Origin of the sequence: Streptomyces sp. CB00455 (assembly GCF_001905445.1) — a bacterium.
Lineage (GTDB): Bacteria > Actinomycetota > Actinomycetes > Streptomycetales > Streptomycetaceae > Streptomyces.
In genome coordinates, this window is record NZ_LIVQ01000001.1 from 305,109 (window position 1) to 320,231 (window position 15,123).

Sequence of the window (15,123 nt, forward strand, 5' to 3'; positions counted from 1 at the left end):
CCCTGCCGCCTGCCGCCTGCCGCCGACGGTCGCGGCTATATGCCGTGGACGGTGGTGAGATCGGCGAGTCCGGAGATGGTCAGGACCGGTTCCAGGAGGGGGTTGGCGAGGAGTTCGATGCGCTCGGCGTGCGGGAAGAGCACGCTGAGACCGGCGCTGTCGAGGTACTCGACGCCGGTGAGGTCCAGGACCAGGGGGCCGGCCGTGCCCGCCAGTGCGGTGGCCAGCTCCCTGGTGTTGCTCATGTCGATCTCGCCGACGGCGGTCAGCAGCGCGGTGCCGTCGGGTCGCCGTCCGGTGGTCAGGGTCAGTGCAGTGGTCATCAGGCGATCCTCGTGTGCATGTCGACGGTGGTGCCGGACGGGCCGGGCGTGACGGTGACCTGCTGCATGAGCGCGCGCATCAGGCCCATCCCGCGACCGCGGTGGGTGTTCAGCTCCGGCCGCGGGGTCTTCCAGCAGCCGGTGTCGGCGATGGTCAGGTGCAGCTGGTCGACGTACGCCTCGGCCCGGAAGTAGATCGTGTCGCCGGGGGCGTCGCGGTGGCCGTGCTCGATGGCGTTGGCACACGCCTCGCCCGCGGCGACCAGGATGTTCTGCACGGTGGCGGGGGGCAGATCGCACTGGTCGAGCCAGCTGCGCAGCGTCTTGCGGACGGGGGCGAGCTGGGACGACTCGGCGGGGAAGGACATCTCCAGCGGCGCGGGGTGCCGGTAGAGCAGCAGGGCGACGTCATCGTCGTAGCCGTCGGCGGGGGCCAACCGCGCCATGACGTCGGTGGCGAGGTCGTCCACCGCGGTGTCCCGGCCGTCCTTGAGGGCTGCGCCGGCCTGGTCGATGCCCGCGCTGAGCGGACGGCGGCGGCGTTCGACGAGCCCGTCGGTGTACAGCAGCAGGGTGGAGCGGGCCGGGATCGTGCACGCGCCTTCCGGGCGCTTGTTGCCGGGCCGGACGGCGAGCGGCAGCGAACGTCCCTCCTCAAGGAGGTGGGTGGTGCCGTCCGGGTGGACGAGTATGCCGGGCGGATGGCCGGCGCTGGAGTACGTCAGCTGCCCGGTCTCGGCGTTGAGGACACCGCAGAAGACGGTGGTGCAGGCCGCGCCCGGAACTCCGGCGGCGAACTGGTCCAGGGCCATCAGCGTCTGGGCGGGACTCGCGTCCTGGAGCAGCAGGGCGCGGCAGGCGCTGCGGAGTTGACCCATGACGCTGGCGGCTTCCAGGCCCCGCCCGACGCAGTCGCCGACGACGATGCCGATGCGGCCGTCGGGCAGGACGACGGTGTCGTACCAGTCGCCGCCGACCTCCAGGGGCTTGGTGGCGGGTTCGTAGCGGACGGCGAAACCGTCGGGCAGCCGTGCCGGGCCGAGAATGGCGCGCTGCAGGGCGATGGCGGTCTCGCGCTGCTGGTCGATCTGGTGGGCGCGGCCCAGTCCCTGGGCGAGGTGTCCGGCCAGGAGGGACAACAGCAGCTCGTCCTCGCCGGTGAAGGGCCGGTTCTCGCCGAGGTCCATCCACAGGACGAGCGGGCCGTCGGGGAACTCCAGGAGGATCCCGGCCCCGGTGTGGTCGGCGACCGGGGTCAGGACCGGCCCCCGGCGCAGGTCTTCCAGCGCCTGCCGTCGGCCGGCGGTCAGCTCCGGCCAGGTGAGCGACGCGTCCGTGGAGGTCAGCGTGGGTTCGTCACCGTGGTCGAAGACCGCTGCCACGACCCACCGGGCGCGCCAGGTCTTGCGCAGTTCGTCCAGCGCGCCGGCCAGCGCTTCGGGCAGGCCGGCGGCCCGGGACAGGCAGGTGCCCAGGGCTGCCACGGCGCTCTCGCGCTGGATGGCGTAGTGCTCGGCGGTGACGTCGCGGAAGGTGCCGACGGTCACGAGGCGCCCGGTGTGGGGGTCGTCGACCTGGTTGAAGTAGGCCGTCACCCAGAGCCGGTGTCCGTCGCGGTGGGTGACCGGAATGGTGTAGGAGCCCTTGGTGCTGCCGAGCAGCAGGGCGAAGGCCTCGCTGACCTGCCGGTGTGCCGCGGCGTCGGTGGCGGCGTCGGGCCACCAGGGGTGGATCGGCCGGTAGGGCAGGCCCTCGGGCCCGTAGCCGAGGATCTCGGTGAACGCCGTGTTGATCTCGACGACGGCGCCCTCCTCGTCGCAGACGAAGAAGGCTTCCTGCAGGGAGTCCACGAGGGCGGTGCGCCAGCGGGCGTGGTGGTTGCGCAGCCGCGCCAGCTCGATGTTCGCCCGTACCCGGGCCAGGAGTTCGGCGGCCGCGAACGGTTTGACCAGGTAGTCGTCCGCGCCCGCCTGCAGGCCCTCGATGGACGATTCCTGTCCGGCCCGGGCGGACAGCAGCAGCACGGGGACCGAGGCGGTGCGCGGGTCGGACCGCAAGGCGGCGACCAGGGCGAGGCCGTCCAGGTGGGGCATCATGACGTCGCTGACGACCAGGTCGAAGGACTTCGCGCGGACGGCCCCCAGGGCCTGTCGGCCGTCATTGACCGCGCTGACCTGGTAACCGGCTCCGCGCAGCAGGCGGATGAGGTACTCACGCATGTCGGCGTTGTCGTCGGCGACCAGTACGCGTGCCGGCAGCTCCGGGCCGGTGGCCGGTCCGTCGGTGCTGCCGTCCGCGAGGTTCTCGACCGCGGCGGGCGTCGCCGCGGTCTGCTCGCCGGGCAGCCAGCGCAGGGCCTCCTGCACGAAGGGGTCGGTCGCGGTGGGAGCCGCTCCCGCGCCCGTCTTCGGGACGACGGCGTCCTCGGGCAGGTGCGCGGAGCCGAAGGGCAGCCGGATGGTGAACCGCGTGCCGCGCCCTTCGGCGGAGGTGGCGCTGATCTCGCCGCCGTGCAGACCGACCAGTTCCTTCACGAGGGCCAGACCGATGCCGCTGCCCTCGTTGGAGCGCGACCGGGCGTTCTCGATGCGGTGGAAACGTTCGAACAGCCGGGGCATCTCCTGCGCTGCGACACCGATCCCGGTGTCGTCGACGCTCACCACGGCGGCACCGTCCTCGGCGCCCACGGCGATGCGGATCGAGCCGTCGAAGGTGAACTTCAGCGCGTTGCTGAGCAGGTTGAGGACGACCTTCTCCCACATGTTCCGGTCGATGAAGACCGGCTCGGGCAGTGGGGCGCAGTCGACCAGGAAGTCCAGGCCGGCCCTGTCGACGGCGGAGCGGAACACGCTGGCGAGTTCACCGGTGACGGTGGCCAGGTCGACCGGCTCGTAGCGCGCCTGCATCCGGCCGGCCTCGATGCGGGAGAAGTCCAGCAGGGTGTTGACCAGCTTGCCCAGCCGCAGTCCGTTGCGGTGGACGACGTCCAGTTCCTCGCGCACGTCCGCGTCCGCGTCCGCGAGCCGGTCCCGCAGCTCCTCCACCGGCCCCATGATCAGCGTCAGGGGGGTGCGGAACTCGTGGCTGATGTTGGAGAAGAACGTGGTCTTCGCCCGGTCCAGCTCAGCGAGTTCCTCCGCGCGCCGCTGCTGCGCCTGGTAACTGCGGGCGCTGGCGACTCCGGTGGCGACGTGCCCGGCGAGCAGTTCCACGAAGCCGCGGTAGCCGTCGTCCAGGGCCCGGTACCGGTTCAGGCCGACCACCATGAATCCGTACGGGGCGCCGCCCTGCTGCCGCAGCGGCACCACCAGTGCCTGCTGGGGCGCTTGGGCCCACTCCCCCGTCGGCAGGTCCGCGAACACGGCTCCGTCCAGGGGCAGCAGCGCGGACTCGCCCCGGGCGGGGGCGTCCATCGGCCACACCGTCTCGGCGCCCGGCGAGAGGAGCTTCACGGCGGCCGGGTGGTCGGCCGGGATTCCGGTGGCCGCGGCCAGCGCGGCGCTGCCGTCGTCCTGGAAGAGGTAGGTCAGCGTGAACGGCAGGTCGTGCGGGTTGCGGCTCAGCTGCAGACGGGCGAAGTCGAGCATTTCCTGCTCGGTGCGCACCACGCTGGGGTCCGAGCCGAGTTCGCGCAGCGTGGTCATCCGCCGTTCGCCGATGACCCGCTCGGTCTCTTCGCTGACCACGCACAGCATGCCGACCACGTGGCCGGCGTCGTCGCGCAGCGGGCTGTAGGAGAAGGTGTGGTAGCTCTCCTCGGGGTATCCGGAGCGCTCCACGAACAGCAGGAGCGCCTGGTCCCAGGTCGCCTCGCCGGTGGTGAGCACGGTGTCGATGCGGGGGCCGATGTCGTCCCAGATCTCCGCCCAGACCTCGTCGGCCGGCCGTCCCAGGGCCCACGGGTACTTACGCCCCAGGGTGTCGCGCCGGTAGGCGGCGTTGCAGAAGAACGTGAGCTGCGGCCCCCAGGCCATCCACATCGAGAACTTCGACGAGAGCAGGATGCTCACGGTCGTCCTGAGGCTCTGCGGCCAGCCTTCGGGGTCCCCGAGCGGGGTGGTGGCCGCCCAGTCCACCATGGCCAGGTCCCGGCCGACCACCTCGTCGGCGGCGAAGACCTCGGACCGGACCGGCGGCGGCGTCGCCTGCTGCTGGGACCCGGCCGCCGCGGACGTCGCCTGCGGCGCGGATCCGTCAGGCGCCGTCGCCTGCGGCCCGCCATCCTCGGAACGCGTCACTTCCCACCCCTTCGTTCACGACGGCCGGTGCCCGGAGCCGGTGCCCGGGCACGGCTGCCAGCGTCCATTGTGCCGTCCCCTGTCGCGCGCCGCGGTCTCCACGACCGTGCGGTACCGGGTGACTGCCGGACCACACGCAGAAGCTCGTTGACGTGATCCGTAGGATAGGACGGCCGCGCCGCGGACCGAGGGGCAAGGCCGACGAGGAGGGGCGGGGGACATGACGGGGGCCGATCTGGGAAGCACAGTGAGCGACGACACCGCGCTGCCCGCCCTCTCCGTCCCGCCCGCCCGCAGCACACCCCACCCGCCGAGGAGAACAGGTGACCGACCGCACTCTGACCGCCACCCGCCACACCCACTCCCGCGGTGCCGCCGTGCTGGCCGTGGTCGGCGAACTCGACCACCACACCGCACCGGAGCTCACCCGGGTCATCCAGGAGACACCTTTCAGCCCTGACGTCCCCGTACTGATCGACTTGTCCGAGCTCACCTACTGCGACTCCACGGGCATCACCGTGCTCGTCAGCGCCTACAACCGCGCGCACGGCGCCGACGCCCCTCTGTTCCTCGTCGGGCTGAACGCCGACCTCATGCACGTCTTCCGCATCGTCGGCCTCGACCAGCTCTTCCGTTTCGAGCTGACCGTCGAAGACGCCATCGACGCCCTGCACGCCTGATCCCCGCCTGTCGGCTGCGGGTCCGTCAGGCGCCGGGGAGGAAGAGGCAGAAGGGGTGGCCGTGCGGGTCACGCAGGACCCGTACGCCTTTCAGGGGCTGGTGCTCCTGAAGTGTCGCGCCTAGGGCGCAGGCGCGTTCGGTCTCGGCCTCCAGGTCGTCGACTTGGAGGTCCAGGTGGGCCTGCATCTGCTGGGTGCCGGGGCGCTGGGGCCACACCGGGGGCGTGTGGTCGGTCTCCAGTTGGAAGCTGAGGCCGGGGCGTTCCCGTTCCGGGTCCCGCAGGCGGACCCACTGCGGCTCGCGTTCCACCTCTTCCCAGCCCAGCAGGGCGCAGTAGAAGTCGGCCAGGGCGGGCGGGTCGGGAGTACCGAGGACAAAGGCGCCGATCGTCGTCGTCATGCCCCGCCCCTGCCCTTGGCGGCGGCTCCCATACGTCGGGTACGTCGGGGCGCGCGCCGGGGATCCGAGGGGCCGGGCCGTCGCCGGGCCTTCGCCGGGCCGGCCGGTTCCGGCCCCGGCATGCCGGCGGACAGGAGGGCCGCCGCCCCTCGCGGGGAGGCGGCCCGGTCAGTGGCGGTCAGATGCGGGCCACGTTGCCCGAGTAGATCCAGCCGTCCTTGACCCCGTAGGTCTTGTCCACCCAGTACCAGAGGTGGCCCTTGGAGTTCTTGCACCACTGGGTGAAGTTGAGCCGGTCGGCCCGGTGGACGGTGTCGACGACCCGCCCGGTCTCGTAGTACTTCGTGCGGACCGGAGCCGAGCCGGCGGTCACGTAGAGTTCCCCGCCGCTCATCTCGCACGTGATGGACCCCGCCGAGGCGGGGGTGGTGGCGATGATGGTCGCGGAGAGGGTCAGCCCGACCCCCACAGCGAGGGTGGAAAGGCGTCGTACGGCGCTTGCGCGCATGGTGCTCCTTCGGGGTTGTCACATGAACCGGACTGCCCCAAATGATCTCTGTATGACGTGCACAGGTCAAACCGATGGGCGCGGCTCGAAACCCGACAGGCGCACCTACGGACCCCGGACGCCCACATCAGTCGCGGTCGACGTGCTCGCGCACGACGGTGCCCTTGGCGGCATCGATGTCGTAGGTGGTCTTGTTCCAGTCCGGAGTGACGATGTCGACCGACCAGACGTCGTGGTCCAGTTCCACCGCCGTGACGGTGCCCTGCTTGCGGCCCGTACCGGTCCGTACCGCGTGCTGCACGGTGGTGGTGGCCGCCTTCAGCTGCTTGGCCAGCTTGCGCTTGTCGTCCGCGTCCTGTCCCGGTTCGACCCGCGAGCGGGTCACCTTCCCGGTGACCGCGTCGACCTGGACGTCGTGCGCGGTTCCGTCGTCGGTGGCGACCGTGACGTCCCACACCGGCGCGGCGGCGGCCGGGGAGGGGCTCGCCGGGTTCGCACTGGACGAGGCGGTGCCCGTGCCGGCGCTGCGGGAGGCGGTCAGCTCGATCTCGACGAGCCTGCCCTGCGGAACACCGCTGACAGCGGTCTGCGCGGCCTGGTCCCACCGGACCTTCGCCGCGGGCACCACGGCCATGCGCTCACGCTGATCCTCGCTCGGTGCGGATCGGCCGCCGCTCGGGCCGGCCGGCGAGGACGACGGCGCCGCGGGGGCGGCCGTGACGGGATCGTGGCCGCCGCCACCACAAGCTCCGGCCAGCAGCGTGGACGAGACGGCAAGACCGACGGCCAGGCCGCGGAGTCGCGTAAGAGTGTTCATGCACGTCACGCTCGACGCGCCGCGTCCGTTCCCGCGAGGAGCCGCGCCGCAACCCACCCGATCGCGAACCCCCCGCACGCCCGAACGGGCGAACCGGCAGTCCCCTTCGGCCTCGCAGGTCCCGCGCGGCCGAGACGCCGTCCTGGACGGCCCCGGTCCGGTGGAGAGCATGCCGGTGGAGAGCAGGCCGGTGGCGGGGACGGCACGCGGCGTGCCGGGGCCGATGAGACGACCGGCACCCGGCGACGCCGTCGTCGGCAACGGCGTCTGGTCCGGTCACGGCGCCATGGTGAGACGGCGCGCCCGCCGGCATCACCCGCGGGTGTTGAGCCGGGCGGCCTGGCGCGTCAGGTGGTCGCGTTCGGCGAGGTTGGGTGCCTTGCGGGCCGCCTCCGCGTACAGCCGCGCCGCCGCCACCGGATCACCGGCGCGCTCGTGGAGGTACGCCGCCACCGCGGTGTGGCGCGGCAGGGAGTCGTCCAGCGCCGCGAGCGCCGCGAGGCCGGCGCGCGGCCCGTCGGCCTCGCCGACGGCCACGGCGCGGTTGAGCCGGACGACCGGGTTGTCGGTCAGACGCGCCAGCTCGTCGTACCACTCCACGATCTGCACCCAGTCGGTCTCCCCGGCGGTGGGGGCGTCCGCGTGGAGCGCCGCGATGGCGGCCTGGGCCTGGAACTCGCCCAGCCGGTCGCGGGCCAGGGCCGCCTGCAGGATCCCGATGCCCTCCGCGATCGACCCGGTGTCCCACCGGGCGCGGTCCTGCGCGGCGAGCGGCACCAGGCTGCCGTCGGACGCGGTGCGGGCGGCGCGCCGGGCGTGGTGGAGGAGCATGAGGGCGAGCAGCCCCGCCACCTCCGGGTGGTCGATCGCGGCCGCGAGCTGCCGGGTGAGCCGGATCGCCTCGGCGGCGAGGTCCACGTCGCCGGAGTAGCCCTCGTTGAAGACCAGGTAGAGGACGCGCAGCACGGTGGCGACGTCGCCGGGCCGGTCGAAGCGCACGCCGGAGACGGTGCGCTTGGCCCGGCTGATGCGCTGCGCCATGGTCGCCTCGGGCACCAGGTAGGCCTGGGCGATCTGGCGGGTGGTCAGCCCGCCCACGGCGCGCAGTGTGAGCGCGACCGCGGACGACGGCGTCAGCGACGGGTGGGCGCACAGGAAGTAGAGCTGGAGCGTGTCGTCCACCGCGGGCGCGGGCCCGGGCGCCGGTTCCTCCTCCACGCGGTCCTCCCGCCGGCGGCGGGCGGTGTCGGCGCGCGTCGCGTCCAGGAACTTGCGCCAGGCCACCGTGACCAGCCAGCCCTTCGCGTCCCGCGGGGGGTCGGCCGGCCAGGTGCGGACCGCCTCGGCCAGCGCGTCCTGCACGGCGTCCTCGGCCGCCGCGAAGTCTGCCCCGCGGCGGACGAGGATCCCGAGCACGCCCGGTGTGAGGCTCCGGAGCAGGGCCTCGTTCATTTCCGGGTCATTCCGCGATGGTGGGCGGCGCCGGCATGATCTGCCGCAGTTCGAGCCACTCGTGGATCGGCTTCCCGCCCGACCCGGGGGCGGCCGACAGCTCCCCGGCCAGTTCGAGGGCGCGCTCGTAGCTGTCGACGTCGATCACCATCCAGCCGGCGATGAGGTCCTTGGTCTCGGCGAACGGCCCGTCGGTGACCGGCGGGCGGCCCTCCCCGTCGTACCGGACGAACGTCCCTTCCGGGGAGAGCCCCTGCCCGTCGACGAACTCGCCGGTCTCCTGCAAGCGGGCCGCGAAGTCGTGCATGTACTGCACGTGGTCGGAGACCTCCCGCGGCGTCCACCGGTCCATGGGCACGTCGTTGAGCGCCGCCGGGGCGCCGCGGTAGTGCTTGAGCATCAGGTACTTGGCCATCGTGCTGCTCCTCGGTGCTGGTGCGACCCATTGTCGTCGCGTTCACAGCCGGGACGGAGCCGGGCACGCATTCTCGACATCACCGTCCGGATCTTTTCCGGGGATCCTTGTCCCGGGTTCCTGGACGTTGCGTACCCGCGAGCCCGTAGCGGGCCGCGAGGTGATCCGGGAGAGAGACGGCCTAGTGCAACGGGGGGAGGCGCGCGAGGCGTACAGCGGCCTTCTTCCGCGCGGGGCCCATCCTGATGTCTCCCGGGGTCGGCAGGGTCGCCCGCCCGGCCGTCCCGACCGCCCCTCGACTGCGCCCCGCCGGAAGCTACGGAGACCCATGTCCGCGCCCGCCGCCCCTGAAGTCACCGCCGCGGCCCTGCTGCGCCGTCCCCGGCTGTGGCTGATCCCCACGCTCCTCACCGGGTTGCTCGCCCTGCTGCTGTCCCTGCTGTACATGGGCGGCATCGTCAATCCCCAGGCGGACCTGCGTGACCTGCCGATCGCCCTCGTCAACAGCGACACGGGCCCTCCGCCGGCCGGCCGGTCACAGAACCTGGGTGCGCAGATCACGGCCGCCATCGCCTCCGACCCCGCGGGCGGCAAGGCCGGCTGGCGGGTGCTGTCCCGCGCCCAGGCCCAGGAGCAGCTGGACTCCGGCAAGGTGTACGGCGCACTGGTGGTCCCGGCCGGCTTCACGGAGTCCGTCACCGCTCTCACCACGTCCGGGGCCACCCGGCTGCCGGCCATCACCGTGCTCACCAACCCCGGTAAGGGCAGCCTCGGCTCCTCCCTCGCCAGTCAGATCACGACCCGTGCCGCACACAGCGCGTCGCAGTCCGTCGGCCGGCAGCTCACCGCGGCCGCCGGCGCCGGGGCGAGCCCCACCGCGAAGCTGCTGCTGGCCGATCCGGTCGAGGTGATCACCCAGGTCGGCCACCCCATCGGCGCCCACAGCGGCCTGGGCCTCACGGCCTTCTACTACACCCTGCTGCTGGTGCTGGCCGGTTTCATGGGGGGCAACGTCATCAGCAACGGCGTCGACACAGCCCTCGGCTACGCCGACAACGAGATCGGCCCCTGGCACACCCGGCGCCCGACCGTGCCCGTCAACCGCACGCAGACACTCCTCCTCAAGATGGTGATGACGGCGGGCATCACGCTCCTGAGCACCGCACTGATCATGCTGGCCTGCGTCGCCGTCCTCGGCATGGACGCGACCCGCCTGCCCCTGCTGTGGATCTACTCCTACTGCGCCGCCCTGGCCGTCGGCCTCGGTGTGCAGGCCATCAACGCCGCGTTCGGCGGGGTGGGTCAGCTGGTGTCGATGTTCGTGTTCATCGTGCTGGGTCTGCCGTCATCCGGTGCCACGGTCCCGCTCCAGGCGGTCCCCGGCTTCTACCGTTTCCTGTCCCACTTCGAACCGATGCGCCAGCTCAGCGACGGCGTGCGCGCCATCCTCTACTTCGACGCCCGCGGTGATGCCGGGCTCACCCGCTCCTGGATCATGATCGCTGTCGGTACCGTCCTGGCCCTGCTCTTCGGTTTCGCCATGACCGTCTACTACGACCGTGCGGGCCACAAGCGCCTCACCCCGCAACCCGCCTGACGCCGCTCCCGCCGGTGCGCGTCATCCGACGACGCCGACCGCGTACAGGACGCCCAGGACGGCGATGACCGGCCCCAGCAGCCTGAAGGCGGCCGTGTCGGACACTTTGAACCGCTGCCCCGCGCCGCTGCCCACCGCGGCGGAGAAGCGGGGCCCGGCGACGGCCGGCGCGATCCCGAAGACGGCGACGACGATTCCGACGACGACGTGCATACCCATCACCCTCCGATGACGAGGGAGGCGCCCCGGGCGGGGCACCTGCCGTCAGACTGCTGCTGTCAGACTGCTGCCGTCACCGGCGCTTCTTGGCGTACATGACCCCCACGAAGATCATGACGAGCAGGAAGGCCCCGATGGCCAGGTACGGCGACCACGAGGGTCCGTCGGGGCGGTTGGTGGCGAGGTGCAGCAGGTCGTTCATTTCGCTTCCCTTTCTGCTCGTCGAACTGCTTCAGAAGGTGTACTTCGCGGATGCCGAGCACTTGCCGGAGCTGCCCCCGGTGCCGACGCCTTCGGAGCCGCCCGTGGCCACCGACAGTTCCGCCGGGCCGTACCCGCAGGCCACTTCACCGGTCCAGCCCTAGTCGGCCGAACCCGAGGCCAGGCTGCCGTCGACGCTGGCGCCGGGCGATCCGGCACCGAAGGACACGTACGGGTGGACGCTGCCGTCGTCGTTGATCGAGACCCCCGCACCGCCGCAGAGCCAGAAGCACGCCTCTCCGCCGATGTCCAGGGACAGCAGGCCGTTCGGGTCGATGCGGTTGACCGGGTCACCCTCCGCGTAGAGGTAGAGGTTCTTGCCGCCGGAGCCCCAAACGCTTCCACGAGCCACGGGGGCTTCCCAGAAACCGGTTCGATATCCGCTCGGGAACCGGCCAACTTGCCTGCGGGCCGGTTTCTTGCGGACACCCCTCCTCCGGCGCCGGGGCGTCCCGGCGGGTCCCGGGCGACCCTGGTGACCTTGGCCGGAACCTTCCGTGTCACTTCGATCTCAGCTGCCGTTGCGGGACACACCCGTGCGTCGCGGGCAAGCGGGCCGCCCGCTCCGTAGGGTGCGAGGAGCGCCCGGCGGCCCGCCACGATGCTCCGCCGCGCGCGCCGGGACGGGCCCGCCTGCGGCGAGTACGCGCGGATGCCCTGCTCCCGGGCGCATCCGCAGCGGTGGCCGAGCCGGAAGAGACGGCGTGGCCGAGACGGGAAGAGACCTGGCTTGTGAGTTGGGATGCTGATGTCACTGTGGTGGGCGCGGGCGCGGCCGGCTTGTCGTTGGCCGACCGGCTCACGGACCCGGACGGCCCGGCGCCCGCGCCCCGCGTGGTCGTCGTGGAGGCGCCGGCGGGCCCGCACCGCGCACCCGACCGCACGTGGTGCTACTGGGAGGCGGGCGACGGCCCCTTCGACGACATGCTGACGGCGAGTTGGGCCCGTCTGCGCGTGTACGGGTCCGAGGGACACCTCGTCGATCGGACCACCGGTCCCCTGCGCTACAAGATGCTCCGGTCGCAGCGCTTCACGACGGTGATGCGGCAGCGGCTGCGCGCCCGCGGCGTGGAGGTGCGCCGCATGACCGTCGACTCCGCGCTCGATACCGCCGGCGGGGCGGAGGTCCGGGGACGCGACGCCGCCGGACAGCAGTCGGTGATCCGGTCCCGGTGGGTGTGCGACTCGCGGCCGCCCCCGTACCTGCCGGCCGCGCGGACCACCTTGTTGCAGCACTTCCGGGGCTGGTTCGTCACGACGCTCCGTCCCGCGTTCGATCCGGCAGTGCCCGTGCTGATGGACTTCCGTACCCCTCAGCCCGCCAGGGGGCTGTCCTTCGGCTACGTACTGCCCCTGAGCCCGCACGAAGCACTGGTCGAGTACACCGAGTTCTCGCCGTCCGTGCTGAGCGCGAACGCCTACGAGTCCGCCGTGCGCCACTACTGCGACGAGGTCCTGCGCCTCGGTGAGCTGCGCGTCCTGTCCCGGGAACAGGGCGTCATCCCGATGACGGACGGCCGCTTCCCGCGGCGCAGCGGACGCCGCGTCCTGCTGATCGGAGGAGCGGGCGGTGCCACGCGTCCCTCGACGGGCTACACCTTCGCCGCGATCCAGCGCCAGACCGAAGCCCTCGCCGGGGCGCTGCGCACCGGGCTCCCGCCGGACGGGGTGCCCGCCGTACACGGCAGACGGGCACGGGCCATGGACGCCGTGCTGTTGCGGGCCCTGGACACGGGGCGGGTCGAGGGCGGCTCCTTCTTCACCCGTCTGTTCTCGTCGGTTCCGACGGAACGGATGCTCCGGTTCCTGGACGGGGCGACGACACCGTGGGAGGACATCGGCATCGGCATGCGCACCCCCGTCCTGCCCATGCTGCTCTCCCTGGTGGAGCTGCCCCTCCTGCCCCGAACGGTCCCGGCCGCAGTGCCGGGACGTCACTGAAAGGCTGCCATGTCCGTCCTGCGCCACGACGCCCTGTCCGCCGCCTTCGACCATGCCGCGACCCGGTACGACCTCATGGTCGCCGCGAGTCCCGGGTACCACGGGCACCTGCGCCGCTCGGCACGCCGGCTCGGGCTGCCGGACGAAGGGCGCGGCGCCCACGTGCTCGACCTCGGCTGCGGCACGGGCGCGTCCACCGCCGCAGTGCTCGCCGCGGCCCGCCGGGCCCGGGTCACGGGCGTCGACGCCTCCCCGGGCATGCTGGAGCGGGCTGCGGCGAAGGACTGGCCGCCCGGCGTCGATTTCACCCGGGCCTGCGCGGACCGGCTCGCGGACGCCGGCGTCCACGGCCCCTTCGACGCCGTCTTCGCCGCCTACCTGCTGCGCAACGTCCCCGACCCCGACCGCACGCTGGCCTCGGTGCGGGAGGTCATGGCACCGGGCGCCCGCATCGCGGTGCACGAGTACACCCTGGGCGGCCGGCGGGTGGACCGGGCGCTGTGGACGGCCGTGTGCAAGTCCGTGATCATGCCCCTGGGCCGGGTGGGCGGCGACGCCGGCCTCTACGAGCACCTGTGGCGCAGCGTCCTGGACTTCGACACGGCCGGTGCCTTCGCGGCCCGGATGCGCAGAGCGGGCTTCGTGGACGTGCGGGTGCTGCCGCTGCCCGGCTGGCAGTGGGGCATCACCCACACCTTCGTCGCGCGGGCACCGGGGGCGGCGGCGTGAGCGCGCCGGCCCGGTACCCGGGCAGGGACCGGCTGGCCCGGCGCGTGGCCGGGCACGCGGGACGGCCGCGGATCCTGGGGCCGGCTCCCCGCGTGGCCGTGGTGGGCGGCGGGATCGCGGGCCTCGCGGCGGCCACCGCACTGGCCGAGCGCGGGGTGCGGGTGACGCTCTACGAACGGGACCAGCAGCTGGGAGGCCGACTGGCCGGCTGGCAGACGGTGTTGGCGGACGGGTCGACGGCGACGATGAGCCGCGGGTTCCACGCCTTCTTCCGCCAGTACTACAACCTGCGGGCGCTGCTGCGTCGCACCGACCCGGGCCTGCACGCCCTGACCGGGCTGCCGGACTATCCGCTGCGGCACCGGGCGGGCCACCAGGACGGTTTCGCGCGCGTACCGCGCACGCCGCCGCTCAGCGCCATCGGCTTCGTCGCGCGCAGTCCGTCCTTCGGCTGGGGCGACCTGGCGCGGATGAACCCGCGCGCCGCGCTCCCCCTGCTCGACGTGAGCGTGCCGGGCGTCTACGAGGCGCTCGACGAGGTCAGCGCCACCGACTTCCTGGCGGCCATCCGCTTCCCGCAGGCCGCGCACCACTTGGCCTTCGAGGTGTTCTCCCGCAGCTTCTTCGCCGACCCCGCGACGCTGTCGGCGGCCGAGCTGGTGCTCATGTTCCACATCTACTTCCTCGGCTCCAGCGAGGGCCTCCTCTTCGACGTCCCGCGCGAGCCCTTCCCGCAGGCGCTGTGGGACCCCCTCTCCCGCCATCTGCGCGCGCTGGGCGCGCGCGTGCGCACCGGGACCGCCGTACGGGAGGTACGCCCCGCGGGCGAGGACCTGATGGCCGTCGAGGCCGAGGGCGACCGTGAGGAGTTCGAGGCGGTCGTACTCGCTCTGGACACCGCGGGTCTGCGGGACGTGGCAGCGGCCTCCCCGCAGCTGGTGGGAAGGGCGTGGCGGGCCCAGGTCGCGGCCCTGCGCACCGCGCCGCCGTTCCTCGTGTCGCGGTTGTGGCTGGACGGCCCGGTGGCGGCCGAGCGCCAGGGCTTCCTCGGTACGAGCGGATTCGGTGACCTCGACAACGTCAGCGTCCTGGACCGGTGGGAGGGCGAGGCCCACCGGTGGGCGCTGCGCACGGGTGGGTCCGTGGTGGAGCTGCACGCCTACGCGGTCGACCCGTCGGCGCGGCGCGAGGAGGTCCAGGCGCGGGTGGTGCGCCAGCTGCACGAGGTGTATCCGGAGACCGCCCACGCCGCGGTCGTCGATGCCCGGCACGAGTGGCGGGCCGACTGTCCCCTCTTCGCCGTCGGGAGCTACTGCGGGCGGCCCTCGGTGAGTACGGGCGACCACCGGGTCGTGGTCGCGGGTGACATGGTGCGTACGGGGCTTCCCGTGGCATTGATGGAGCGCGCCGCCACCAGTGGTTTCATGGCGGCGAACGTTCTGCTCGAACGGTGGGGCGTGCGCGGCGAGACGCTGTGGACGGTGCCGCTGCGCGGGCGTTCGGCGGCCGCGCGGACCCTTGCGGGCCTCGGGCGGCGGTGACG

15 protein-coding genes are annotated in these 15,123 nt (G+C 72.8%); 5 read left to right on the plus strand and 10 right to left on the minus strand.

Going from position 1 to position 15,123, the window contains the following annotated elements:
- Positions 1-35: 35 nt before the first annotated feature.
- Together AMK16_RS01420 and AMK16_RS01425 are read right to left on the minus strand one after the other, a co-directional pair.
- Positions 36-323: an STAS domain-containing protein gene (locus AMK16_RS01420; protein WP_073907414.1), complete on the minus strand. Its 288-nt coding sequence runs from the start codon at positions 321-323 to the stop codon at positions 36-38.
- Positions 323-4,402 carry a SpoIIE family protein phosphatase gene (locus AMK16_RS01425; RefSeq protein ID WP_073910179.1) on the minus strand — a complete coding sequence of 1,360 codons (4,080 nt, stop codon included), beginning with the start codon at positions 4,400-4,402 and terminating at the stop codon, positions 323-325. The genes AMK16_RS01420 and AMK16_RS01425 overlap by 1 nt, the downstream gene beginning before the upstream one ends.
- 482 nt (positions 4,403-4,884) lie before the next feature.
- Here AMK16_RS01425 and AMK16_RS01430 point away from each other — a divergent pair, with 482 nt between their 5' ends.
- Positions 4,885-5,241, plus strand: coding sequence for an STAS domain-containing protein (locus AMK16_RS01430; RefSeq protein WP_073907417.1), 357 nt, complete (start codon positions 4,885-4,887; stop codon positions 5,239-5,241).
- Positions 5,242-5,266: 25 nt separating this feature from the next.
- Here AMK16_RS01430 and AMK16_RS01435 read toward each other — a convergent pair whose 3' ends face one another.
- The 5 genes from AMK16_RS01435 to AMK16_RS01455 all read right to left on the minus strand — a co-directional run bounded on the left by AMK16_RS01435 (position 5,267) and on the right by AMK16_RS01455 (position 8,833).
- The gene (locus tag AMK16_RS01435; protein ID WP_073907420.1) at positions 5,267-5,641 is read right to left on the minus strand and encodes a VOC family protein; all 375 of its coding nucleotides are present in this window, start codon (positions 5,639-5,641) and stop codon (positions 5,267-5,269) included.
- A gap of 178 nt (positions 5,642-5,819) precedes the next feature.
- Complete coding sequence (locus AMK16_RS01440) at positions 5,820-6,149, minus strand: hypothetical protein (RefSeq protein WP_073907423.1); 330 nt, start codon at positions 6,147-6,149, stop codon at positions 5,820-5,822.
- Positions 6,150-6,276: 127 nt separating this feature from the next.
- Positions 6,277-6,966 carry a PepSY domain-containing protein gene (locus AMK16_RS01445; protein WP_073907426.1) on the minus strand — a complete coding sequence of 230 codons (690 nt, stop codon included), beginning with the start codon at positions 6,964-6,966 and terminating at the stop codon, positions 6,277-6,279.
- A gap of 312 nt (positions 6,967-7,278) precedes the next feature.
- The gene (locus tag AMK16_RS01450) at positions 7,279-8,418 is read right to left on the minus strand and encodes an RNA polymerase sigma factor (protein ID WP_073907428.1); all 1,140 of its coding nucleotides are present in this window, start codon (positions 8,416-8,418) and stop codon (positions 7,279-7,281) included.
- A gap of 7 nt (positions 8,419-8,425) precedes the next feature.
- A complete protein-coding gene (locus tag AMK16_RS01455) occupies positions 8,426-8,833 on the minus strand; it encodes a YciI family protein (RefSeq protein WP_073907431.1) in 408 nt (135 codons plus the stop codon).
- A 328-nt stretch (positions 8,834-9,161) separates the two neighbouring features.
- Here AMK16_RS01455 and AMK16_RS01460 point away from each other — a divergent pair, with 328 nt between their 5' ends.
- A complete protein-coding gene (locus AMK16_RS01460) occupies positions 9,162-10,430 on the plus strand; it encodes a YhgE/Pip domain-containing protein (RefSeq protein WP_073907434.1) in 1,269 nt (422 codons plus the stop codon).
- Positions 10,431-10,451: 21 nt separating this feature from the next.
- On the opposite strand, the gene AMK16_RS01465 is transcribed toward AMK16_RS01460, so the two are convergent.
- From AMK16_RS01465 to AMK16_RS01470, 3 genes are all read right to left on the minus strand, one after another.
- Entirely contained in the window at positions 10,452-10,643 is a 192-nt protein-coding gene (locus AMK16_RS01465) for a hypothetical protein (RefSeq protein WP_073907437.1), read from the minus strand.
- Between the two features lie 79 nt (positions 10,644-10,722).
- Positions 10,723-10,851, minus strand: a complete 129-nt coding sequence (locus tag AMK16_RS38005; RefSeq protein ID WP_274535327.1) for a hypothetical protein — start codon at positions 10,849-10,851, stop codon at positions 10,723-10,725.
- Between the two features lie 159 nt (positions 10,852-11,010).
- Positions 11,011-11,262, minus strand: coding sequence for a hypothetical protein (locus AMK16_RS01470; protein WP_073907440.1), 252 nt, complete (start codon positions 11,260-11,262; stop codon positions 11,011-11,013).
- Between the two features lie 380 nt (positions 11,263-11,642).
- On the opposite strand from AMK16_RS01470, the gene AMK16_RS01475 reads away from it, so the two are divergent.
- The 3 genes from AMK16_RS01475 to AMK16_RS01485 are packed head-to-tail and all read left to right on the plus strand — an operon-like array spanning position 11,643 to position 15,121.
- The gene (locus tag AMK16_RS01475; RefSeq protein ID WP_073907443.1) at positions 11,643-12,851 is read left to right on the plus strand and encodes a lycopene cyclase family protein; all 1,209 of its coding nucleotides are present in this window, start codon (positions 11,643-11,645) and stop codon (positions 12,849-12,851) included.
- Positions 12,852-12,860: 9 nt separating this feature from the next.
- Positions 12,861-13,580 carry a class I SAM-dependent methyltransferase gene (locus AMK16_RS01480; RefSeq protein WP_073907446.1) on the plus strand — a complete coding sequence of 240 codons (720 nt, stop codon included), beginning with the start codon at positions 12,861-12,863 and terminating at the stop codon, positions 13,578-13,580.
- On the plus strand, positions 13,577-15,121 hold the full coding sequence (locus AMK16_RS01485) for an FAD-dependent oxidoreductase (protein WP_073907449.1): 1,545 nt from the start codon (positions 13,577-13,579) through the stop codon (positions 15,119-15,121). Before AMK16_RS01480 ends, AMK16_RS01485 begins: the two co-directional genes overlap by 4 nt.
- Positions 15,122-15,123: the final 2 nt, after the last annotated feature.